The sequence below is a fragment of the Mycolicibacterium xanthum genome (genome assembly GCF_019710635.1).
In the GTDB taxonomy this organism is placed as follows: domain Bacteria; phylum Actinomycetota; class Actinomycetes; order Mycobacteriales; family Mycobacteriaceae; genus Mycobacterium; species Mycobacterium xanthum.
In genome coordinates, this window is record NZ_JAIFZS010000008.1 from 97552 (window position 1) to 119753 (window position 22202).

Consider the following 22202-nt stretch of genomic DNA (forward strand, 5'->3'; position numbering starts at 1 on the left):
TCGCACCGTTCAGCGCGCGTCGGCCGGACCCGGCAACCGCAACGCCGAGCGCGCCGCGATCGCGGCCAGGTGGCGGGTCACCGCCCGCTCCGGAATCAATGCCGTCGCCCTGCTGGCCGCGCCGCTGAGCAGGGCCGGGCGCAGGTTCACGATCCGGCCGATCATCGCCGACTCCCGCACCAGCGCACGGACCCGGCGCCGGCGGAAGGCGCCGAAGCGGTCGAACGCGGTGGGCAGGTCGGCCGACAACTCGACGAAGCGCGCCAGGATCGCCGCGTCTTCGAGGCCCTGACAGCCGCCCTGGCCCAGGTGTGGCCGCATCGGGTGGGCCGCGTCCCCGACGACCACCACCGGCCCGCGCGACCAGTGCTCGGGCTGGGCCCGGTCGTAGAGGTCGTTGCGCAGCAGATCCGCCGGGTCGGTGGCGGCGATCAACCGCGGGATCGGGTCCGCCCACGAGGCCAGCTTGGCGCTCAGATAGGCGTGGTCCCCGCCCGGGGCCTCGGCCCCCTCCGGAGCGCGTTCGGTGGCGAACCAGTAGGTGTGGTCAGCTCCGAGCGGTACGTGGCCCACCTCCGTTCCCGGGCCCATCGTCTCCCCGGCCAGCGCCGGATCCAGGCGGTGCGCCGCGACGCCGCGCCACGCCGTATACCCGACATAGCGGCTCGCCAGCGGCCCGTTGAGGGTGCGCGCCACCAATGACCCGACGCCGTCGGCGCCGACCAGCGCATCGGCCTCGAGCACCCGCTGATCCGACAGCGAGATCCGCACCGACGAGGCGATGTGCACGGCGGTCGCCGACACCTTGGTGTGAACCGCCCCGGCGGGCAGTGCCCCGCGCAGGACGTCGGTCAGCACCGACCGGCGCACCACCACCAGCGGCTCGCCCAGCGCGGTGACGATCCGCTGCGCCGACGGCCTGCGCAGCCAGGCGCCGGTGTGCCAGCGGATCGCCCCGGCGGTCACCCGGCCGCCGGCCGCGCGCACCGGGTCGCCGAGGCCTATCTGGTCCAGTGCGGCCAGCGCGTTGGGCCAGATGGTGATGCCCGCTCCGGAGGACAGGTCGGTGCGCTGCTCGAGCACCGTGACGTCATGGCCGGCGCCCCGCAGTGCCACCGCGCTGGCCAACCCGGCGATACCGGCGCCGACGACGGTGATGTGGGCGCCCATGCAGCGACAGTATCGGGGCTGCCGTCAAGTGGACGAGACAGCCAAGTCACATCCGCGAAACGCGGAACTGGTTTCCTGAAGGGCAACCCCGTCAACCACAGGTGTACCCGGAAGGTGTGAATGAGCCCTGCCCTCGAGCTGACCAGCGTGCCTCCCTGGGCGACCACGCCGACCCGGCCCGATGCCGACACCACCGGCCGATCGTGGACGGTGATCGCCTTCGGCCCGGCCGGCGCCGGGGTCGCACACCGTTGGAGCGCGCAGCTCGCCGCCGCCGGGACCGGCTCCGCGCCACGGGTGCACGAGATCGCCGACGGCGCCGACGACGCGGCCCGCGCCGCGCTGGGCGCCGACCTGGCCGACGCCCGGGTCGGCTGGCGGCTGATGATGGCCGGGCCGGCGGACGCGTGCCTGCGGCTGCGGGCGCATGCGGTGACGCTGGGCGTCGCCGACGACGAGATGACCGTCGCCTCCACCGACGTGACCTCGCGCTCGGTGCAGTGCGTGCACTGCCGCACGGTCACCAGCGCCGCGGTGCAGCTGGAGGACGTGGTGCCGTGCGCGGGCTGCGGGCGCAACCTGCTGGTCTACTACCACGTCTCCCGCCGCCAGGGTGCGCACCTGGGCTTCATGGTGGACGCCGAGCGGCAGGACGTCCGGCAGGGGGCGTCGTGACCGGCGACGGGGGCACGCTCAAGCTGGTCGTCACCGCGATCGACGATTCCGTCGACGACATCCGGACCCTGACGTTGATGCACCCCGACGGCGCCCCGCTGCCGTCGTTCACGCCCGGCAGCCACATCGTCGTGGAGTGCGGCGGGACCGAGCGCCGCGCCAACGCCTACTCCCTGACCGGGGACGGGATCGCCCCGGCCGCCTACGTGATCTCGGTGCTGCGTTGCCCGCCGGAGTCCGGCGGTTCCGGCGGATCCCAGTGGATCCACGATGAGCTGGCGGTGGGTGACAGCGTCGTCACCCGTCCGCCCCGCAGCGCCTTCGCGCCGGTGCTGCGGGCCCGCCGCCACCTGCTGGTGGCGGCGGGCATCGGCATCACCCCGATGGTGTCGCACCTGCGCAGCGCGCGGCTGTGGGGCCGCGACGCCCGGCTGATCTACATCCACCGGCCCGGGCGCGGGGCCTACCTCGACCAGATCGGCGAACTCGCCGACCACACGTCCATTCACACCCGGCGCGCGGAGTTCACCGACGAACTGATGGCCGCCCTGGCCGATCAGCCGTTCGGCAGCCATCTCTATGTGTGCGGTCCGGCGTCGTTCATCGAGTCCGTGACCGCTGCGGCGGCCGGGTTCGGGTGGCCGGCGAGCCGGGTGCACATCGAGCACTTCGGCTCCGCGGCACTGGATCCGGGGGAGCCGTTCGACGTGCACATCGCCTCCACCGGAGAGGAATTCACCGTCGAGTCCGGGGTGTCGCTGCTGGAGGCGTTGGAGAGCCGCGGCTACGACATCGCCAACCTGTGCCGGCAGGGGGTCTGCGGGGAGTGTCGCATCCCGGTGGCGCGCGGGGCGATCACGCACCGCGACCTGTTCCTCGGCGACGCCGAAAAGCAGGCCGGCGAATCGATGATGGCCTGCGTATCCCGCGCCGGTGGAGAGTCTTTGGAGTTGAACCTGTGAGTGCAGAGCGGTTGTTGTCCGCACCGGACCTGATCGAGACCTTCCCGTTTCCGTTCGCCGCCGACACGTACCGCTACAGCACCAACGTGGAGCCGGCCGGATCGGCGGTGCACACGCCGGCCGGGCGCTGGGGCGAGCGGGTGGTCGACGTCGACAGCGAATACGAGCGCGAACTCGCCGAGCGAGCCGAGATCCTGGCCGCCGACCCGACCCGCTACGCGGTGCTGCCGCATATGCGCCCGGCCTGCTGGGACACCATGCTGACGCTGATGCGCGAGCTCGCGTCGGCCTATCCGGAGTCCATGTCGCTGACCCGCGAGGGGACCGGGTGGCGTTGGCGCAATGACCGTTTGGGCATCATCCAGGACTTCGCGGTCGGCGACGACGCGACGCTGCCCGCCGAGCCGCTGGCCTACATCGCCGGTCAGGTGCAGGAGGACATCGTGCTGCTCGACCAGCGCGACGGCGACCTGTTCGGCGACGCCGGTGTGGTCACGTTCGCCGCGGACTGGTCGTTCGGGTTCGACGTCGGCATGACGTTCCTGGAGATCCACGGCCCGGTGCCGCGGCTGCGGGAGACCGGCGTGATCACCAGGGCCCGGGAATTCCTGCTGCGGCTGCAGCCCGGGGAGACCTATCGGCGCACCAACTGGACCATGACCATCGGTCGGCGCCTTGATGTTTCGACCGAGCTCTACCACGAATGGGGTCCGGACCGACGGATGATCCTGACCGTCGCCGACGACGAATTCGGCGGGCTGGTGCATCTGCGGGTGGAGGTGCAGCACCTGATCCGGCTGCCCGAGTCGGGGTCGATCTGCTTCCTGATCCGCACCTACATGCTGCCGCTGGCCGACGTCGCGGCGTTCGCGCCGTGGCGGGAACGCGCGGCGACGGTGCTGGCCGAGCTGCCCGACGACATCGCCGATTACAAGGGCATCATCGCCTACCGCGACCGTGCGGTGGACTACCTGCGCAACGCCGGCTGACGCACCACGCGAATCCCGCCCGCCAGGCCGCAACGCGAAATCGCCCGGATCCACCAGGATCCGGGCGATTTACGCTGCCAGGGGATCAGTAGACGGGTGGCTCACCCTCGGCCGCCGGGCCCTTCTCGACCGGGGTGTGCTCGATGATGGACTTGTAGGCGTGGTTCTCGTGCTGGATCATCCGGACGAAGAACCCGATGAACAACACCACCGCGAGGATGAAGAACAGCCAGGTGCCGAAGCTGTTGCCGCCGAAGGTGAAGACCACTCCCGGCTCGTCGTAGCTGGTGATCGGGCTGAACATCTACTTGACCTCCTCGGTGATGACCATGACGGCGCCGTTGACCTTCATCTCGGTCACCGGGATGCCCTCGGGGTACGGGGTGGCGGGAACCTCGGAGAGGTCCAGGCCCTGTTCCTCGACCTCGGGCGGGATGCGTAGCAGGCCGGCCTTCTTGAGTAGCAGCGACAGCAGGTAGGTCGGGATGAAGCCGAGCGCGGCGAACACCAGCGCACCGACCAGCTGTCCCCAGAACGAGATCGACGGGTTGCCATCGGTGTTGGGGTAGCCGGCCAGGAAGATGCCCGCGACGATGAGCGAGTACAGGCCCATGCCGCCGTGCACCCCGACCGCGCCGACCACGTCGTCGATCTTCATCCTGTCCAGCAGCTTGCCGATGTAGGGGATCAACCCGCCGCCGACGAGGGCGATCACGAAGGCCAGCGCCGGGTGGTACAGGTCGAGGCCGGCCGCACAGGCGATGACGCCGGCCAGGCCGCCCGAGATCGTCCAGAACGGCTCGCCGCGCGACATCACGTAGGCCCCGATGATGCCGCCGACCAGGCCCATCAGGGTGTTGAACGCGAAGGCGGACAACGTCGTCGGGCTGCCGTAGATGGTGGCGTAGCCGGTGGGGCCGTAGATCACACAGCCCATCAGGAAGCCGAAGAACCCGGTGAAGATCAGGAACAGGCCCAGCAGCGTCAGCGGCAGGTTGTGCGGCCGGATGGTCACCGCGGTGCCGTCGGGCAGGAACCGCCCGATGCGCGGGCCGAGGTTGATCAGAATGCCCAGTGCGGCGAACCCGGCGATCATGTGCACGCAGCCGGCCGCGCCGACGTCGTGGAAGCCGAGCTTGGTGAGCATCCACCCACCGCCATGCCAGCCCCAGGCCGCGCCGATGATCCATACCACCGAGCCGACGAACACCGTCAGGATCAGGAACCCACTGGTGCGGATCCGCTCCAGCACCGCACCCGACATGATGGAGCCGGTGGTCGCGGCGAACAACGCGAACGCACCCCAGAAGATGCCGCTGGCCGGGTCCGCGGTGTTCGGGCCCATGTTCTCGCTCCACGGCAGCGCGGCCTTGGCGGCGTCGCTGAACTCGATGAAGCCGGTCGGCATCGCGTTGTAGAGGAACCAGCCGACGAAGAAGAACGACGCCACGATGGTGGCGAACGCCAACAGGTTCTTCATGGCCGTGGCCAGGACGTTCTTCGACCGGGATGCGCCGATCTCGTACGCCAGGAAGCCGGCGTGGATGAGCATCATCAACGCGATCGACATCCAGTAGAAGAACTCGTTGTTGACTGCGGTCATGGACGCAAGAGCGTCCTCGACTTCGGGTGTCAAGGGGACCTCCGCCTTGGGTTGGGGATGGCATTGGAGCCCACCGCGTTTATCCGCAGTGTTCTCGATGTACTGACGGTGTACGAGCCTTGACGCTAACTGTGAGAATGTGTCCCGCCTGTCAAGGGGCGTTAATTCCGCGTGAAGTCAGCCGAAGCCCTGTGTTACGAAATCCGTATGGCCTCAGCACCGGAACCGCCCTCGCCGTTTCACGATCTCGACGCATTTCTGGCGTTGCCCAGGGTTTGCGGTCTTGCGGTGTCCCCCGACGGATCCCGTATCGTCACCACCGTCGCGCAACTCGACGACGCCCGTAGCGAGTTCGTCGGTGCGGTGTGGGAGCTCGATCCGGCCGGGCGGGCGCCGGCCCGGCGTATCACCCACGGCCGCAAGGGCGAGACCGCACCCCACTTCAGCGCCGACGGCGACCTGCTGTTCCTGGCCGTCCGGCCGACCGCCGGGGAGGACGACGGCGAGAAGGCGGGAAAGTCGCTGTGGCGGCTGCCCATCGAGGGCGGCGAAGCCGTCGAGGCGGCGTCCTTTCCCGGCGGGGTCGACGCCGCCGTGTCCGCCGGCGCGGCCCGCACCACGCTGGTGGTGTCCTCCCGGCTGCCCTCGGCCACCGATCTCGACGACGACCGGCGGCTGCGGGCGCTGCGCAAGGACGCCAAGATCTCCGCGGTGCTGCACACCGGATACCCGGTCCGGCATTGGGATCACGATCTCGGTCCCGGGCAGGCACACCTCTTCGAGGTGGGCGAGGACGCCGACCGGCACCGCGACCTGACCCCGGATCCCGGGACCGCGCTGCGCGACGCGCATCTCGACGTCAGCCGCGACGGCACCTTCGCGGTGACGACATGGAACGTCGCCGCGCCCGGCGCCGCGGTCCGCAGCACGCTGATGCGCATCGAGGTGGCCACCGGGCAGCGCACCACGATCGCCGACGACCCCGACGCAGACCTCGGCGCACCGGCCGTCTCGCCCGACGGCCTTTCAGTGGCGTTCACCCGCGAAACCCTGTCCACCCCGCGCCGGGCCCCACGGATCACGCTGTGCGTGCAGCGCTTCGGAGCCGAGACCGTCGAGCTCACCGGGGAGTGGGACCGGTGGCCGACCTCGGTGACGTGGACCGCCGACGGATCGGGGCTCATCGTCACCGCAGACGAGAATGGTCGCGGCCCGGTCTTCGGCGTCGACCCGGTCAGCGGCGCGGTGCGCCCGATCGTCACCGACGACTTCACCTACTCCGACGTACGCACCGCACCCGGCGGGGTGATCTTCGCACTGCGCAGCTCGTATTCGACGCCCGCACACCCGGTGCGGATCGACATGGATGCCGGCGCCCCCGCGACGGTGACTCCGCTGCCGTGCGTGCCGCTTCCCACGCTGCCCGGCTCGCTCATTGAGGTCAGCGCCCCGACCGGCGACGGGCACACCGTGCGGTCCTGGCTGGCGCTGCCCGATGCGGCGGATCCGGCACCGCTGCTGCTGTGGATCCACGGCGGTCCACTCGCGAGCTGGAACGCATGGCACTGGCGGTGGAACCCGTGGCTGATGGTCGCGCGCGGGTTCGCCGTCCTGTTGCCCGACCCGGCACTGTCGACGGGCTACGGTCAGGACTTCATCCAGCGCGGTTGGGGCGCATGGGGATTCGCGCCGTACACCGACCTGATGGCCGCCACCGACGCCGCCTGCGCGCACCCGCGCGTCGACGGGTCGCGCACCGCGGCGATGGGTGGTTCGTTCGGCGGGTACATGGCCAACTGGATCGCCGGGCACACCGACCGGTTCGCCGCGATCGTCACGCACGCCGGCCTGTGGGCGCTCGACCAGTTCGGCCCGACCACCGACGGGGCCTACTGGTGGGCCCGCGAGATGACCGGCGAGATGGCGGCCGCGAACTCACCGCACCGGTTCGTCGCCGACATCGCCACCCCGATGCTGGTCATCCACGGCGACAAGGACTACCGGGTACCGATCGGGGAGGCGCTGCGGCTGTGGTACGAGCTGTTGAGCCGATCGGCGCTGCCCGCGACCGACTCCGGCGCCACCGAGCACCGCTTCCTCTGCTTCCCCTCGGAGAACCACTGGGTGCTCAACCCCCAACACGCCAAGATCTGGTACCAGGTGGTGACCGCGTTCCTGTCCAGGCATGTGCTCGGGGAGGACGTCGAGCTGCCCGAGACCCTCGGGTAGCGTCGCGTCCATGAGCGACGGACAGGTCGAACGCGAACACGACATCGTCGTCTACGGGGCGACCGGATTCGCCGGGAAGTTGACGGCGCAATACCTGGCCGCCGCGGGCGGCTCCGCGCGGATCGCGCTGGCCGGCCGGTCCGCCGAGCGTCTGCTGGCGGTGCGCGAGTCGCTGGGGGAGAACGCCCAGTCGTGGCCGCTGATCGTCGCCGACGCCGCGCAGCCCTCCACGCTGGCGGCGATGGCGGCCAGCACCCGGGTGGTGGTCACCACCGTCGGGCCGTATCTGCGCTACGGGCTGCCGCTGGTCGCCGCGTGCGCGGCGGCGGGCACCGACTATGCCGACCTCACCGGGGAGCCGCTGTTCATCCGGCGGTGCATCGACGAGTACCACAAACAGGCCGCCGACAACGGGGCGCGCATCGTGCACGCCTGCGGGTTCGACTCCATCCCCTCGGATCTGACCGTGTTCGGGTTGTACCGCCGGGTCCAGCAGGACGGCGCGGGCCAGCTCGGCGACACCAACTTCGTGGTGCGGCGTTTCGCGGGCGGGGTGTCGGGCGGCACGGTGGCCTCGATGGTCGAGCTGGCCCGGGAGGTCTCCGCCGACCCCGAGGCGCGCCGCGTGCTCAACGATCCCTACACGCTGAGCCCGGACCGCGCCGCCGAGCCCGAACTCGGGGGTCAGCGCGACGCCCGGTGGCGCCGTGGGCGCGACATCGCCCCCGAGCTGGACGGGTACTGGGTCGGCGCGTTCGCGATGGCGCTCCCCAACACCCGTATCGTGCGGCGCTCCAACGCGCTGCTGGACTACGCCTACGGCAGGCGGTTCGAGTACGCCGAGCAGATGAGCCTCGGGCGCTCGGTGCTGGCGCCGCTGGCCGCGGCGATGACCACCGGGGGAAACATCGCGACGATGGAGCTCGGCGGCCGGTTCCTCGACCGGGTGCCCCGCAACGTGCTCGAACGCGTGCTGCCCAAGCCGGGTACCGGTCCCAGCGAGCAGGCCCGCGAGAACGGCCACTACAGCGTCGAGACCTACACGACGACGTCCGCCGGGGCCCGCTACGTCGCCCGGATGTCCCAGCAGGCCGACCCCGGGTACAAGGGCACATCGGTGCTGCTCGGGGAGAGCGGCCTGGCGCTGGCGCTGGACCGTGACAAGCTCTACGATCTGTACGGCGTGCTGACACCGGCGGCGGCCATCGGGGATGCGCTGATCGACCGGTTCCCCGCTGCCGGTGTGGCATTCGAGACGTCGCGACTGGCCTGATCCGGCGGCTCGGAAGACCCTATTGGCCGCGATCGAATTGGACTAGTGTCGGCGGAGGGACGTGACACCCCGCAGCGAAATCCTCGCGGCTAACCACAATGAAGGTGGGCACAATGGCAGATCTCGATGATCTCTTCGCGCAGATCCCGGTACAGGACATCGCAAACAGACTCGGTGCGGATCAGGGCGAGGTGAACAACGCGATCAAGACCTTGGTCCCGGCACTGGTCGGCGGGCTGGCGGAGAACGTCGAGTCGAACGAAATCGACTCGACCGAGCTCGAGTCCGCCGTCGCCGAGCAGGGTTCCAGCAATCTGCTGGACGGCGGCGTCCAGGTCGACCAGGTCGACGAGAAGCAGGGCGACCACATCGTGTCGCGCATCTTCGGCGGCAATGACAGCGACGCCGTCGCTTCCGCGCTGGCAGGCGGTGGGGCCGGCGGCAGCGATCTGATCAAGCGCCTGCTTCCGATACTGGCCCCGATCGTGCTCGCCTACATCGGCAAGCAGTTGGGCCAACGGGGCCCGGCGCCCGCGGGCACGGGCGCGGGCACCCAGGCCGGGGCGGCCGGCGGGGGCGGGCTCGGCGACATCCTCGGCAGCATCCTCGGCGGTGGTGCCGGTGTCGGCGGTGGTGGGAACAACCCGCTCGGCAGCATCCTGGGCAGCGTTCTGGGCGGCGGCCAGAACGGCGGCCTCGGCGACATCCTGGGCGGCCTGCTGGGCGGGAAGAAATAGCGCCGGGCGGTCGGGGCGCCGGAAGTGGTCCGCGGCTTCTTCCTAGAATGGCGCGGTGACCTCCCAGCCCATCGCCAACCGAGCCGCTGACGGTGAACCCGGCCTTGCCGCCCTGCCCAAGTCGTGGGATCCCGGCGCGGTAGAGACCGAGCTGTACGAGGGCTGGGTGCGGGCGGGGTACTTCACCGCCGATCCCGGCAGCGCCAAGCCGCCGTACTCGATCGTGCTGCCGCCGCCCAACGTGACCGGCAGCCTGCACATGGGCCACGCGCTGGATCACACACTGATGGACGCACTGACCCGGCGCAAGCGCATGCAGGGCTTCGAGGTGCTGTGGCTGCCCGGCATGGACCACGCGGGCATCGCCACCCAGACCGTGGTGGAGAAGCAACTCGCCGTCGACGGCAAGACCAAGGAGGACTTCGGCCGCGAGCTGTTCGTCGAGAAGGTCTGGGACTGGAAGCACGAGTCGGGCGGCACCATCGGCGGGCAGATGCGCAGGCTCGGCGACGGGGTGGACTGGAGCCGCGACCGCTTCACGATGGACGACCGGCTCTCCCGCGCGGTGCGGACCATCTTCAAGCGGCTTTTCGACGCCGGGCTGATCTACCAGGCCGAGCGCCTGGTCAACTGGTCGCCGGTGCTGCAGACCGCGATCTCCGACCTGGAGGTCAAATACGAAGACGTCGAGGGTGAACTGGTCTCCTTCCGGTACGGTTCGCTGTCCGACGACGAACCCCACATCGTGGTGGCCACCACCCGGTTGGAGACGATGCTGGGCGACACCGCGATCGCCGTGCATCCCGACGACGAGCGCTACCGCGGGCTGGTCGGCCAGACGCTGCCGCACCCGTTCCTGGACCGGCGGATCATCGTTGTCGCCGACTCCCACGTCGACCCCGAATTCGGCACTGGCGCGGTGAAGGTGACACCCGCCCACGATCCGAACGACTTCGAGATCGGCATGCGCCACCAGCTGCCGATGCCGTCGATGCTGGACACCAAGGGCCGGATCGCCGACACCGGAACGCGATTCGACGGGATGGACCGGTTCGAGGCGCGGGTCGCGGTGCGCGAGGCGCTGGCCGAGCAGGGCCGCATCGTCGCCGAGAAGCGACCCTATCTGCACAGCGTCGGGCACTCCGAGCGCAGCGGCGAGCCGATCGAGCCGCGGCTCTCGCTGCAGTGGTGGGTCAAGGTCGACTCGCTGGCCAAAGCGGCCGGTGACGCGGTTCGCAACGGCGACACCGTGATTCACCCGGCCAGCCTGGAGCCCCGCTGGTTCGGCTGGGTGGACAACATGCACGACTGGTGCATCTCACGGCAGCTGTGGTGGGGGCATCGCATCCCGATCTGGCACGGCCCGAACGGCGAAACCGTGTGCGTTGGTCCCGACGAGACCCCACCGGAGGGCTGGGAGCAGGACCCCGATGTGCTCGACACCTGGTTCAGCTCGGCGCTGTGGCCGTTCTCCACGATGGGCTGGCCCGACCACACCCCGGAGCTGGCCAAGTTCTACCCGACCACGGTGCTGGTCACCGGCTACGACATCCTGTTCTTCTGGGTGGCCCGGATGATGATGTTCGGGATGTTCGTCGCCGGGGATCCCGCCATCACCGGCGACGGCGCGCGCGGTGCCCAGGTGCCGTTCGAGAACGTGTTCCTGCACGGCCTGATCCGCGACGAGCACGGCCGCAAGATGAGCAAGTCGCGCGGCAACGGCATCGACCCGCTGGACTGGGTGGAGATGTTCGGCGCCGACGCGCTGCGGTTCACCCTGGCCCGCGGCGCCAGCCCGGGCGGCGACCTGTCGATCGGCGAAGACCACGCGCGCGCGTCACGCAACTTCGCGACCAAGCTGTTCAACGCGACCCGGTTCGCGTTGCTCAACGGTGCCAGCCCGGCGCCGCTGCCGCCCGCCGACGAGCTGACCGACGCCGACCGCTGGATTCTGGGTCGGATGGAAGAGGTTCGCGCCGAAGTGGATTCGGCGTTCGAGGGCTACGAGTTCAACCGTGCCTGCGAGGCGCTCTACCACTTCGCGTGGGACGAGTTCTGCGACTGGTACCTGGAGCTGGCCAAGGTCCAACTCGGCGACGGTGTTTCCCATACCACCGCGGTGTTGGCGGCAGTCCTGGATACCCTGCTGAAGCTGCTGCACCCGGTGATGCCGTTCGTCACCGAAGTGCTGTGGAAGACCCTGACCGGGGCGAGCGAAGCGACGGGGAAGGTGGCCGGGGCGAGCGAAGCGACGGGGAAGGTGGCCGGGGCGAGCGAAGCGACGGGGAAGGTGGAGTCGCTGGTCATCGCGCAATGGCCCGGTCCCAGCGGCTTCGCGGTGGAACATCTTGCCGCGCAGCGGGTTGCCGATATGCAGAAGCTGATCACCGAGGTGCGGCGGTTCCGCAGCGACCAGGGCCTGGCCGACCGGCAGAAGGTGCCCGCCCGGCTGTCGGAGGTCTCGGCGGCCGGCCTGGACGCGCACGTCCCGGCCATCACGGCGCTGGCCTGGCTCACCCCGCCCGGTGACGGTTTCGCGCCGTCGGCGTCGGTCGAGGTGCGGCTGTCGGACGCAACCGTGCTGGTGGAGGTCGACACCTCGGGCACCGTCGACGTGGCCGCCGAGCGACGCAGGCTGGAGAAGGATCTGGCCGCCGCGCACAAGGAGCTCGCCGGCACCACCGGCAAGCTCGGCAACGAGGGTTTCCTGGCCAAGGCGCCCGCCGAGGTGGTCGACAAGATCCGGGCCCGCAAGCAGCTGGCCGGGGAGGAAGTCGAACGCATCACCGCGAGGCTGGCCGCCCTGGCATGACCGCTGCCGAACCCGCCCCCGACGAGATCGCGGCCCTGCTGCAGGTCGAGCACCTGCTCGACCAGCGCTGGCCGGAGACCAAGATCGAACCCAGCACCGCGCGCATCTCGGCGCTGATGGAGTTGCTCGGCTCCCCGCAGTTGGGCTACCCGTCGATCCACATCGCCGGGACCAACGGCAAGACCTCGGTGGCCAGGATGGTCGATGCGTTGCTGACCGCGCTGCACCGGCGCACCGGCCGCACCACCAGCCCGCACCTGCAGTCGGCGGTCGAGCGGATCTCCATCGACGGTCAGCCGATCAGCCCGGCGGCCTACGTCGACACCTACCGCGAGATCGAGCCGTTCGTCGAGTTGGTGGACCGGCAGTCCGAGGCGGGAGGTGGCCCGCGAATGAGCAAGTTCGAGGTGGTCACCGCGATGGCCTTCGCCGCGTTCGCCGACGCGCCCGTCGACGTCGCCGTCGTCGAGGTCGGGCTGGGCGGACGGTGGGACGCCACCAACGTGGTCAACGCTCCCGTCGCCGTGATCACGCCGATCGGCATCGACCACGCCGACTACCTCGGGGACACGATCGCGGCGATCGCCGGTGAGAAGGCGGGGATCATCACCCGACAGCCCGACGACCTGGTGCAGATCGACACCGTCGCGATCCTCGCCCGCCAGGCACCCGAGGCGATGGAGGTGCTGCTGGCCCAGGCGGTGCGCGCCGACGCCGCGGTCGCTCGCGAGGACTCCGAGTTCGCGGTGCTCGCCCGGCAGGTCGCCGTCGGCGGGCAACTGCTGGAGCTGCAGGGCCTGGGTGGGGTGTACTCCGATCTGTTCCTGCCGCTGCACGGCGAACACCAGGCGCACAACGCCGTGGTCGCGCTGGCCGCGGTGGAGGCGTTCTTCGGCGCAGGCGCAGACCGTCAACTGGACATCGACGCCGTGCGGGCTGGCTTCGCCGCCGTGACCTCGCCCGGGCGTTTGGAGCGGATGCGCAGCGCGCCAACGGTTTTCATCGACGCTGCGCACAACCCGGCAGGGGCGGCCGCGCTCGCGCAGGCACTGGCCGCGGAGTTCGACTTCCGCTCACTGATCGGTGTGCTGTCGGTCATGGGGGACAAGGACGTCGACGGGATCCTGGCCGCACTCGAGCCGGTGTTCGACCAGATCGTGGTCACCCACAACGGATCACCGCGGGCCCTCGACGTCGCGTCGCTGGCACTGCGCGCCGAGGAGCGGTTCGGTCCCGAACGGGTGATCGCCGCGGCGACGCTGGCGGACGCCATCGAGACCGCCACGGTGCTGGCGGAGGAGTCGGCGGGCGAGCTCGAGGGGGCCGGCGGCATGGCCGGCGCCGGGATCGTCATCACCGGCTCGGTGGTGACGGCGGGAGCGGCACGCACCCTGTTCGGAAAGGACCCGGCGTGAGCGAGCCGACGCAACCACCGCCCGGCGCGCCGGGCGATCCGTGGAAGAGCTTCCGCGGCGTGATGGCGGGCACCCTGATCCTGGAGGCGATCGTCGTGCTGCTGGCCCTGCCCGTGGTAGGCGCGGTGGGCGGCGGGCTGACCCCCGTTTCGGCGACCTACGTGATCGGGGTGGCCGTGCTGCTGGTGCTGATGGCCGGCATTCAGCGCCGGTCCTGGGCGATCTGGGCGAACCTCGGTGTGCAGGTGCTGCTGATCGCCGGGTGGGTCGTCTACCCGGGGGTGGGATTCATCGGACTGTTGTTCACGGTCGTCTGGCTGCTGCTCGTCTACCTACGCGCCGAGGTGCTGCGCAGGCAGAAGCGTGGCCTACTGCCCGGGCAGCAGCGCCCGTCCGGCTAGGCTGACGGCCGTGACCGAGCGGACCCTCGTTTTGATCAAGCCCGACGGCGTGCAGCGCCGTCTCATCGGAGAGATCCTCAGCCGGATCGAAGGCAAAGGCCTCACCATCGCCGCGCTGGAGCTGAAGAACGTCAGCGACGAACTTGCGCGCGCCCACTACGCCGAACACGAGGGCAAGCCGTTCTTCCCGTCGCTGCTGGAGTTCATCACGTCCGGCCCCGTCGTGGCGGCGATCCTGGAGGGCCCGCGGGCCGTCGCAGCGTTTCGGCAGCTGGCCGGCGGGACGGACCCGGTGGAGAAGGCCGCGCCCGGCACGATCCGCGGTGACCTGGGCCTGGAGACCCAGTTCAACCTGGTGCACGGCTCCGATTCGCCGGACTCGGCGGTCCGCGAAATCGACCTCTGGTTCCCCGGGCAGTAGCGCCACGCAGACCCGCCGCGGGCCGCGTTTTCCGAGCGGCTGCCGGGATGTGGGATACTGGGTTCGGGTGACCGGCCTTACAACCCGGGCCAGTCACCCGGATGAAGACTTCGACGAGCGCGACCATCGCTACCCGCGGTGCGGCGCAGACCGTCCAGCCATCATTCAGACCGGCGCCGGGACCGTTCCCCAGGGAGCACTCGGCGCGAGACCATGACAAGTCCGGGAGCGACTGGCCCGGATACACATAACGAAGCCCTCGCGTGGCCGCGTCAGCAAACGACGCGCCCGGGGGCTTGAGGAGAGTACGTGGCCGACAATGACAACTTGCAAGCTCCCGTCCACGACCTCCCGGAGGACACTCAGCACGTCGCTGAGCCGTCCGGCGAGGCCCCGGCGGCACCGGAGCGTCTGAGGGTCCACTCCTTGGCCCGCGTGCTCGGCACCACCAGCAAGCGGATCATCGACGCATTGCACGAGCTGGACGGCCGGACCCGCAGCGCGCATTCCTCGGTGGGCCGCGAGGAGGCCGACCGGGTGCGCCAGGCACTCGCCGAGGCCCCGGAGGCCGCAGTGACCCAGGCCCCGGAGACTGCAGAGACCCACGAGCCCGCAGAGACCCACGAGCCCGCCGAGAGCGCAACCGAGCCCGCCGAGACGGCCGAACAGGAGCCGGAGTCGCGGCTGATCCTGGAGACCTCAGGGGTTGTGGCCCCGAAACACGCGCAGCCCGCCGACTATCTGCCGCTGTTCGTCGCACCGCAGCCGGTGCGCTTCGAGGAGCGCCGCGCCGCTGCCGACGACGACTCCGGCGACACCGACGAAGCCTCCGACGACACGTCGGAGGACTCGGAGTCCGACGACGACCTGGCCGAGCGGCCGTCGGGCAAACGGCGCCGGCGCGGCCGGCGGGGCCGTGGCCGAGGGCGTGGCGAGCAGAACGGCGACGAACCCGGTGACGGCGAGGGCGACGCCGTGAACGACGCCGAGGCATCCGGATCCGGCGAGGACACCGATGACGACGAGGGCGGCGAGGACGACAATGCCGCGGCCGACGGCAGCAGCCGGCGCCGCCGGCGTCGCCGCCGCCGCAAGTCCGGTTCCGGCGAGGACGGCGACAACGGCTCCTCGCCCGACGACCCGCCCAACACGGTCGTGCACGAGCGCGAGCCGCGGGGCAAGGGCGAGAAGGATAAAGACAACGAGATCCAGGGGATCAGCGGCTCCACCCGGTTGGAGGCCAAGCGGCAGCGCCGCCGGGACGGCCGTGACGCGGGCCGGCGGCGGCCCCCGATCCTGTCCGAGGCCGAGTTCCTGGCCCGCCGAGAGGCCGTCGAGCGGACGATGGTGGTGCGCGACAAGGTCCGCGCCGAACCCCCGCACCAGGGTGCCCGCTACACCCAGATCGCGGTGCTCGAGGACGGCGTCGTCGTCGAGCATTTCGTCACGTCCGCGGCATCGGCATCGTTGGTCGGCAACATCTACCTGGGCATCGTGCAGAACGTGCTGCCCTCGATGGAGGCGGCGTTCGTGGACATCGGCCGCGGCCGCAACGGCGTGCTCTACGCCGGCGAGGTGAACTGGGAGGCCGCCGGTCTGGGTGGCGCCAACCGCAAGATCGAGCAGGCACTCAAGCCGGGCGACTACGTGGTCGTGCAGGTCAGCAAGGATCCGGTCGGGCACAAGGGCGCGCGGCTGACGACCCAGGTCTCGTTGGCGGGTCGCTACCTGGTCTACGTCCCGGGCGCGTCGTCCACCGGGATCAGCCGCAAGCTGCCCGACACCGAACGTCAGCGGCTCAAGGAGATCCTGCGTGAGGTGGTTCCGTCCGACGCCGGAGTGATCATCCGGACCGCCTCCGAGGGCGTGAAGGAAGACGACATCCGCTCCGATGTGGAGCGCCTGCAGAAGCGCTGGACCGAGATCTCGGTCAAGGCCGCCGAGATCACCGAGAAGAAGGCCGGCGCCGCGGTGGCGCTCTACGAGGAGCCCGACGTCCTGGTCAAGGTCATCCGCGACCTGTTCAACGAGGACTTCTCCGGGCTGGTCGTCTCCGGTGAGGACGCCTGGAAGACCATCAACGACTACGTCAGCTCGGTTGCCCCCGAGCTGATGCCGCGGATGTCCAAATACGAGCCGGCCGGCTCCGATGACGGAGTGGCGGGCCCCGACGTGTTCGCCGTCTACCGCATCGACGAGCAGCTGGCCAAGGCGATGGACCGCAAGGTCTGGCTGCCCTCGGGCGGCACGCTGGTCATCGACCGCACCGAGGCGATGACGGTCGTCGACGTCAACACCGGCAAGTTCACCGGTTCCGGCGGCAACCTGGAGCAGACCGTCACCCGCAACAATCTCGAGGCTGCCGAGGAGATCGTGCGCCAGCTGCGGCTGCGCGACATCGGCGGCATCGTGGTCATCGACTTCATCGACATGGTGCTCGAGTCCAACCGGGATCTGGTGCTGCGCCGGCTGACCGAGGCGCTGGCCCGCGACCGCACCCGCCACCAGGTCTCGGAGGTGACCTCGCTGGGGCTGGTGCAGTTGACCCGCAAGCGTCTGGGCACCGGTCTGATCGAGGCGTTCTCGACGTCGTGTACGCACTGCGCGGGCCGCGGCATCGTGTTGCACGGCGACCCCGTGGACTCCGCGTCGGCGCCCAGCCGCAAGTCCGAGTCCGGCGGCGGTGGCCGCCGCAGCAAGCGCGGCAAGCGCGCTGCACGCGAACAGGAAGTCCAGGTCGCGAAGGTGCCCGAGCACTCGCCGGGTGACCATCCGATGTTCAAGGCGATGGCCGCGGCCAACGGCAAGCACGACGGCGAGGACGAAGACGCCGCAGGTGAGGCGGGCGAGGTCGCCGAGCTCGACCCGGACGCCGTCCGGCAGGCCGTGACCGACACCACGGACGAGGAGCTCGACGACGACTTCGAGGGTTCGGACGACGACTTCGAGGGTTCGGACGACGACACCGAAGATGTCGACTCCGACGAGTCGGACGAGGACTCCGACGAGGACGAGATCGACCTGGACTCCGACGACGACGAGGAAGACGACCTCGACGACGACCTGGACGTCATCGATTCAGACGACTCCGACGAGGAAGACGACTCGGAAGACGACGGGGTGGACGACGGCGGGCGCGAGCCCGTCGCGGTGGCCGCCCCGGCCCGCAGGCCCCGCCGCCGCGCCGCGGCGCGTCCCGCGGGACCGCCGGCACACGACTGAGCGGTTTGACCCTCTCCCCGCTGGTCACGTAACCTTGAGCAGTTGTCTCCAGGGCCTGCCCACGGCCGGCGGGAGACAGGGACGAGATCCCACCCAGACCCGCGTGCACACCCACAGGTGATGCGCGCCCGCACGCGAAGCAGAGGAAGACCAACGATGGCAGCCGAAACAGCCACGTACGCGATCGTCAAGACCGGTGGCAAGCAGTACAAGGTCGCGGCCGGCGACGTGGTGAAGGTGGAGAAGCTCGACGCCGAGCCCGGCGCCACGGTTTCGCTGCCCGTCGCTCTGGTAGTCGACGGCGCGACGGTGACCACCGACGCCAAGGCGCTGGAGAAGGTCGCGGTGACCGGCGAGGTCCTCGAGCACACCAAGGGCCCCAAGATCCGCATCCACAAGTTCAAGAACAAGACCGGCTATCACAAGCGCCAGGGCCACCGTCAGCAGCTGACGGTGCTCAAGGTCACCGGCATCAAGTAACGGGAGCGAGAGACATGGCACACAAGAAGGGCGCTTCCAGCTCACGCAACGGTCGTGACTCCGCCGCCCAGCGGCTCGGCGTCAAGCGCTTCGGCGGGCAGATCGTCAAGGCCGGCGAGATCCTGGTCCGTCAGCGGGGTACTCATTTCCATCCCGGCGTGAACGTCGGCCGGGGTGGCGACGACACGCTGTTCGCCACGGCCCCCGGCGCCGTCGAGTTCGGCACCAAGCGCGGTCGCAAGTTCGTCAACGTCGTCCGCCCCGCGGCCCCGAAGGCCTGATCCGGCCCTTCCCGACGTCGATATCGACGTTTTGCGCCGAGGGCCTCCGCGCCTGGTAGGCAAAACGTAGATTTCGAGTTGGATCAAGGACGGAGAAGCCCGATGCCCCGGTTCATCGACCGCGTCGTCATCCACGCGCGGGCCGGTAACGGCGGCAACGGCTGCGCCTCGGTGCACCGCGAGAAGTTCAAGCCGCTCGGCGGCCCCGACGGCGGCAACGGCGGACGCGGCGGCAGCGTCGTTTTCGTCGTCGACCCGCAGGTGCACACGCTGCTGGACTTCCATTTCCATCCGCACGTCGTCGCGCCGTCCGGCAAGCAGGGCGCGGGCAGCAACCGCGACGGCGCCGCCGGCGGCGACCTCGAGGTCAAGGTGCCCGACGGGACCGTCGTCCTCGACGGCCACGGCCGGATGCTGGCCGACCTGGTCGGCGCGGGCACCCGATTCGAAGCCGCCGCGGGAGGACGCGGCGGGCTCGGTAACGCCGCACTGGCCTCCAGGGCGCGCAAGGCACCCGGATTCGCACTCCTCGGCGAGCAGGGCGAGGTCCGCGATCTGACCCTCGAGCTCAAGACGGTCGCCGACGTCGGGCTGCTCGGGTTCCCGTCGGCGGGCAAGTCCTCGCTGGTGTCGGCGATCTCGGCGGCCAAGCCCAAGATCGCCGACTACCCCTTCACCACGCTGGCGCCCAACCTCGGGGTGGTCTCCGCCGGCGACCACACGTTCACCGTCGCCGACGTCCCCGGCCTGATCCCCGGTGCCTCGGAGGGCCGCGGGCTCGGGCTGGACTTCCTGCGCCACATCGAAAGGTGCGCGGTCCTGGTGCACGTCGTGGACTGCGCAACGCTGGAACCCGGCCGCGACCCGCTCTCCGACATCGAGGCCCTGGAGGCCGAACTGGCCGCCTACACGCCCACCCTGCAGGGCGATTCCACCCTCGGTGATCTCGCCGAGCGGCCGCGGGCGGTGGTGCTGAACAAGATCGACGTGCCCGAGGCCCGCGAACTGGCCGACTTCGTCCGCCCCGAGATCGCCGAGACGTTCGGCTGGCCGGTCTACGAGGTGTCCACCGTCAGCCGGGAGGGCCTGCGGCCCTTGACGTTCGCGCTGTGGGACATGGTGGCCGCCTACCGTGCGGCCCAGCCCGAGGTGGCGCCGCGGCGTCCGGTGATCCGCCCGGTGGCCGTCGACGAGAGCGGCTTCACGGTGGAATCCGACGGCGACGGCGGGTTCATCGTCCGGGGCGTGCGCCCACAGCGCTGGGTGGCCCAGACCAACTTCGACAACGACGAGGCGGTCGGCTATCTGGGTGACCGGCTGGCCCGCCTGGGCGTGGAGGACGAGTTGTTCAAGCTCGGTGCCCGGCCGGGATGCGCCGTGACGATCGGCGACATGACGTTCGACTGGGAGCCCCAGACCCCGGCGGGGGTGGACGTCCCGCTGTCGGGTCGCGGCACCGACGCCCGCCTCGAGCAGACCGACCGGGTGTCGGCCGATGAGCGCAAGGCCGCGCGCAAGGCGCGGCGGGAGAGCACCGAGTGACGGTGCACCGGGAGGCGATCCGCACCGCGCGGTCGGTCGTCGTCAAGATCGGCACGACTGCGCTGACCACACCCTCGGGCGTGTTCGACGCCAGCCGGCTGCAGTACCTCGCCGATGCCATCGAGGCGCGCATGCGGGCCGGATCCGACGTGGTGATCGTGTCCTCGGGCGCGATTGCGGCGGGCATCGAGCCGCTGGGCCTGGCCAGGCGGCCGACGGACCTGGCCACCAAGCAGGCGGCCGCCAGCGTCGGCCAGGTTGCGTTGGTCAACTCGTGGAGCGCGGCGTTCGGCCGCTACGACCGCACGGTGGGGCAGGTGCTGCTGACGGCACACGACATCTCGTTGCGGGTGCAGCACACCAACGCCCAACGCACCCTGGACCGGCTGCGTGCGCTGCACGCGGTGGCCATCGTCAACGAGAACGACACCGTCGCGACCAACGAGATCAGGTTCGGCGACAACGACCGACTCTCCGCGCTGGTCGCGCACCTGGTCGGCGCGGACGCGCTGGTGCTGCTCAGCGACATCGACGGGCTCTACGACGGCGATCCGCGCAAGGCGAGTGCCGATGCCCCGGCCCGCTTCATCCCCGAGGTCGGCGGACCCGGCGACCTGGCCGGCGTCACGGCCGGTCGGGGTAGCCACCTGGGCACCGGTGGAATGGTGTCGAAGCTGTCGTCGGCACTGCTGGCCGCCGACGCGGGCGTGCCCGTGCTGCTGGCCGCGGCCGCCGATGCGGCGTCGGCGCTGGCCGACGCGTCGGTCGGCACGGTGTTCGCGCCCCGTGCCGAACGGATGTCGGCCCGCCGGTTCTGGGTGCGCTATGCCGCGGAGGCGTCCGGCGCCCTGACCCTCGACGACGGAGCGGTCAACGCCGTTGTGCGGCAGCGACGTTCGCTTCTGCCCGCCGGTATCACCGCACTGTCGGGGCGGTTCTACGGCGGTGACGTCGTCGAATTGCGGGGACAGGATTTGACCATGGTCGCCCGCGGGGTGGTCGCCTACGACGCGGGTGAGTTGGCCGGCATGCTGGGCCGCTCCACCTCCGAGCTACCCGCCGAGATGCGCCGTCCCGCCGTGCACGCCGACGACCTCGTCGCGGTCTGAGCTTGCGGGCGCGGGTAGTTCATCGGCCAACAGCGCCAGCATCGGTGAGCAGCCGTTGTCGATCTTGACGTCGGCCAGGTCGTCGCCGCGGGTGCGGCCGCGGTTGATGATCGCCACCGGGACGCCGGCCGCGGCGGCGTGCCGGACGAAGCGGTAGCCCGAGTAGACGGTCAGCGACGACCCGGCGACGAGCAGCGCCTCGGCGGCATCGACCACCGAATAGGCCTGCTCCACCCGATCCCGCGGCACGCTCTCGCCGAAGTAGACGATGTCGGGCTTGAGCATGCCGCCACAGGCCGGGCAGTCCACGACGCGAAACGACGCGGTGTCGGCCACCACGGCGTCGGCGTCGGGGGCCACCGCGATGCCACCCGGGCCGGCGGCCGAGTCGGCGAAACCGGGGTTGGCCCGCTCGAGCAGGTCGGCCAGCGCGGCCCGCGACATCGTGTGACCGCAGTCCAGGCACACCACCCGCGCGTAGGTGCCGTGCAGGTCGACCACGTTCTGGCTACCCGCCTTGGTGTGCAGCAGGTCGACGTTCTGGGTGATCACCCCGCCGATGACGCCCGCGCGTTCCAGCGCGGCCAGTGCGCGGTGCCCGGCGTTGGGCAGGGTCTGGTCCATGTGCCGCCAGCCCAGGTGGTTGCGGGCCCAGTACCGCCGCCGGAACACCGGATCGGAGGTGAACTGCCGGATCGTCATCGGGTTGCTCGGCGGCGAGTCCGGTCCGCGGTAGTCGGGGATGCCCGAATCGGTGGACATCCCCGCGCCGGTGAGCACGGCGATGCGCCTGCCTCTCAGCAGTGCGAGGAGTTCGGGCGCTTCCACACGATCGAATGTAGGCGATCAGCCCTGGTGGACGGGTTCGTGCTGGTCGGCCT

At 70.4% G+C, this 22202-nt stretch carries 19 protein-coding genes; 15 read left to right on the forward strand and 4 right to left on the reverse strand.

From position 1 onward, the window contains the following. Positions 1-9 precede the first annotated feature (9 nt). A complete protein-coding gene (locus JDV09_RS04815) occupies positions 10-1170 on the reverse strand; it encodes an FAD-dependent oxidoreductase (RefSeq protein WP_221367977.1) in 1161 nt (386 codons plus the stop codon). Positions 1171-1290: 120 nt separating this feature from the next. On the opposite strand from JDV09_RS04815, the gene JDV09_RS04820 reads away from it, so the two are divergent. From JDV09_RS04820 to JDV09_RS04830, 3 genes are all read left to right on the forward strand, one after another. Continuing rightward, complete coding sequence (locus tag JDV09_RS04820; RefSeq protein ID WP_221367978.1) at positions 1291-1845, forward strand: dimethylamine monooxygenase subunit DmmA family protein; 555 nt, start codon at positions 1291-1293, stop codon at positions 1843-1845. A gap of 77 nt (positions 1846-1922) precedes the next feature. After that, complete coding sequence (locus JDV09_RS04825) at positions 1923-2807, forward strand: PDR/VanB family oxidoreductase (protein WP_221368219.1); 885 nt, start codon at positions 1923-1925, stop codon at positions 2805-2807. A gap of 11 nt (positions 2808-2818) precedes the next feature. Continuing rightward, the gene (locus JDV09_RS04830) at positions 2819-3796 is read left to right on the forward strand and encodes a heme-dependent oxidative N-demethylase family protein (protein WP_221368218.1); all 978 of its coding nucleotides are present in this window, start codon (positions 2819-2821) and stop codon (positions 3794-3796) included. 85 nt (positions 3797-3881) lie between these two features. Here JDV09_RS04830 and JDV09_RS04835 read toward each other — a convergent pair whose 3' ends face one another. Continuing rightward, on the reverse strand, positions 3882-4100 hold the full coding sequence (locus tag JDV09_RS04835) for a hypothetical protein (RefSeq protein WP_221367979.1): 219 nt from the start codon (positions 4098-4100) through the stop codon (positions 3882-3884). Beyond that, a complete protein-coding gene (locus JDV09_RS04840; protein ID WP_221367980.1) occupies positions 4101-5432 on the reverse strand; it encodes an ammonium transporter in 1332 nt (443 codons plus the stop codon). It abuts the gene before it with no gap. Positions 5433-5606: 174 nt separating this feature from the next. Between JDV09_RS04840 and JDV09_RS04845 the strand changes: the two genes are divergently transcribed. From JDV09_RS04845 to proB, 12 genes are all read left to right on the forward strand, one after another. Further along, complete coding sequence (locus JDV09_RS04845) at positions 5607-7628, forward strand: S9 family peptidase (RefSeq protein WP_221367981.1); 2022 nt, start codon at positions 5607-5609, stop codon at positions 7626-7628. Positions 7629-7638: 10 nt separating this feature from the next. Continuing rightward, positions 7639-8901, forward strand: coding sequence for a saccharopine dehydrogenase family protein (locus tag JDV09_RS04850; protein WP_221367982.1), 1263 nt, complete (start codon positions 7639-7641; stop codon positions 8899-8901). A 113-nt stretch (positions 8902-9014) separates the two neighbouring features. Then, positions 9015-9638: a DUF937 domain-containing protein gene (locus JDV09_RS04855; protein WP_221367983.1), complete on the forward strand. Its 624-nt coding sequence runs from the start codon at positions 9015-9017 to the stop codon at positions 9636-9638. Between the two features lie 55 nt (positions 9639-9693). Next, a complete protein-coding gene (locus JDV09_RS04860) occupies positions 9694-12450 on the forward strand; it encodes a valine--tRNA ligase (RefSeq protein ID WP_221367984.1) in 2757 nt (918 codons plus the stop codon). After that, entirely contained in the window at positions 12447-13865 is a 1419-nt protein-coding gene (folC, locus tag JDV09_RS04865; protein ID WP_221367985.1) for a bifunctional tetrahydrofolate synthase/dihydrofolate synthase, read from the forward strand. The genes JDV09_RS04860 and folC overlap by 4 nt, the downstream gene beginning before the upstream one ends. 62 nt (positions 13866-13927) lie before the next feature. Then, entirely contained in the window at positions 13928-14266 is a 339-nt protein-coding gene (locus JDV09_RS04870) for a DUF4233 domain-containing protein (RefSeq protein WP_221368220.1), read from the forward strand. A gap of 10 nt (positions 14267-14276) precedes the next feature. Next, on the forward strand, positions 14277-14687 hold the full coding sequence (gene ndk / locus JDV09_RS04875) for a nucleoside-diphosphate kinase (RefSeq protein ID WP_221367986.1): 411 nt from the start codon (positions 14277-14279) through the stop codon (positions 14685-14687). A 309-nt stretch (positions 14688-14996) separates the two neighbouring features. Beyond that, positions 14997-17909, forward strand: a complete 2913-nt coding sequence (gene rne, locus JDV09_RS04880) for a ribonuclease E (RefSeq protein ID WP_221367987.1) — start codon at positions 14997-14999, stop codon at positions 17907-17909. 156 nt (positions 17910-18065) lie between these two features. Further along, on the forward strand, positions 18066-18389 hold the full coding sequence (gene rplU, locus JDV09_RS04885; protein WP_221367988.1) for a 50S ribosomal protein L21: 324 nt from the start codon (positions 18066-18068) through the stop codon (positions 18387-18389). A 14-nt stretch (positions 18390-18403) separates the two neighbouring features. Continuing rightward, positions 18404-18670 (forward strand): 50S ribosomal protein L27, encoded by a 267-nt coding sequence (rpmA, locus tag JDV09_RS04890; protein ID WP_221367989.1) that lies wholly within the window; start codon positions 18404-18406, stop codon positions 18668-18670. A 102-nt stretch (positions 18671-18772) separates the two neighbouring features. Then, a complete protein-coding gene (gene obgE, locus JDV09_RS04895) occupies positions 18773-20212 on the forward strand; it encodes a GTPase ObgE (protein ID WP_221367990.1) in 1440 nt (479 codons plus the stop codon). Then, the gene (proB, locus tag JDV09_RS04900) at positions 20209-21321 is read left to right on the forward strand and encodes a glutamate 5-kinase (RefSeq protein ID WP_221367991.1); all 1113 of its coding nucleotides are present in this window, start codon (positions 20209-20211) and stop codon (positions 21319-21321) included. Before obgE ends, proB begins: the two co-directional genes overlap by 4 nt. Here proB and JDV09_RS04905 read toward each other — a convergent pair. Continuing rightward, the gene (locus tag JDV09_RS04905; RefSeq protein WP_221367992.1) at positions 21265-22149 is read right to left on the reverse strand and encodes an NAD-dependent protein deacetylase; all 885 of its coding nucleotides are present in this window, start codon (positions 22147-22149) and stop codon (positions 21265-21267) included. The genes proB and JDV09_RS04905 overlap by 57 nt on opposite strands. Positions 22150-22202 lie beyond the last annotated feature (53 nt).

Coding starts and splice junctions, on each gene's coding strand:
- JDV09_RS04815 (WP_221367977.1), bottom strand. CDS start 1,170: ATGGGCGCCCACATCACCGTCGTCGGCGCCGGTATCGCCGGGTTGGCC.
- JDV09_RS04820 (WP_221367978.1), top strand. CDS start 1,291: ATGAGCCCTGCCCTCGAGCTGACCAGCGTGCCTCCCTGGGCGACCACG.
- JDV09_RS04825 (WP_221368219.1), top strand. CDS start 1,923: ATGCACCCCGACGGCGCCCCGCTGCCGTCGTTCACGCCCGGCAGCCAC.
- JDV09_RS04835 (WP_221367979.1), bottom strand. CDS start 4,100: ATGTTCAGCCCGATCACCAGCTACGACGAGCCGGGAGTGGTCTTCACC.
- JDV09_RS04845 (WP_221367981.1), top strand. CDS start 5,607: ATGGCCTCAGCACCGGAACCGCCCTCGCCGTTTCACGATCTCGACGCA.
- JDV09_RS04850 (WP_221367982.1), top strand. CDS start 7,639: ATGAGCGACGGACAGGTCGAACGCGAACACGACATCGTCGTCTACGGG.
- JDV09_RS04855 (WP_221367983.1), top strand. CDS start 9,015: ATGGCAGATCTCGATGATCTCTTCGCGCAGATCCCGGTACAGGACATC.
- folC (WP_221367985.1), top strand. CDS start 12,447: ATGACCGCTGCCGAACCCGCCCCCGACGAGATCGCGGCCCTGCTGCAG.
- JDV09_RS04870 (WP_221368220.1), top strand. CDS start 13,928: ATGGCGGGCACCCTGATCCTGGAGGCGATCGTCGTGCTGCTGGCCCTG.
- rplU (WP_221367988.1), top strand. CDS start 18,066: ATGGCAGCCGAAACAGCCACGTACGCGATCGTCAAGACCGGTGGCAAG.
- rpmA (WP_221367989.1), top strand. CDS start 18,404: ATGGCACACAAGAAGGGCGCTTCCAGCTCACGCAACGGTCGTGACTCC.
- obgE (WP_221367990.1), top strand. CDS start 18,773: ATGCCCCGGTTCATCGACCGCGTCGTCATCCACGCGCGGGCCGGTAAC.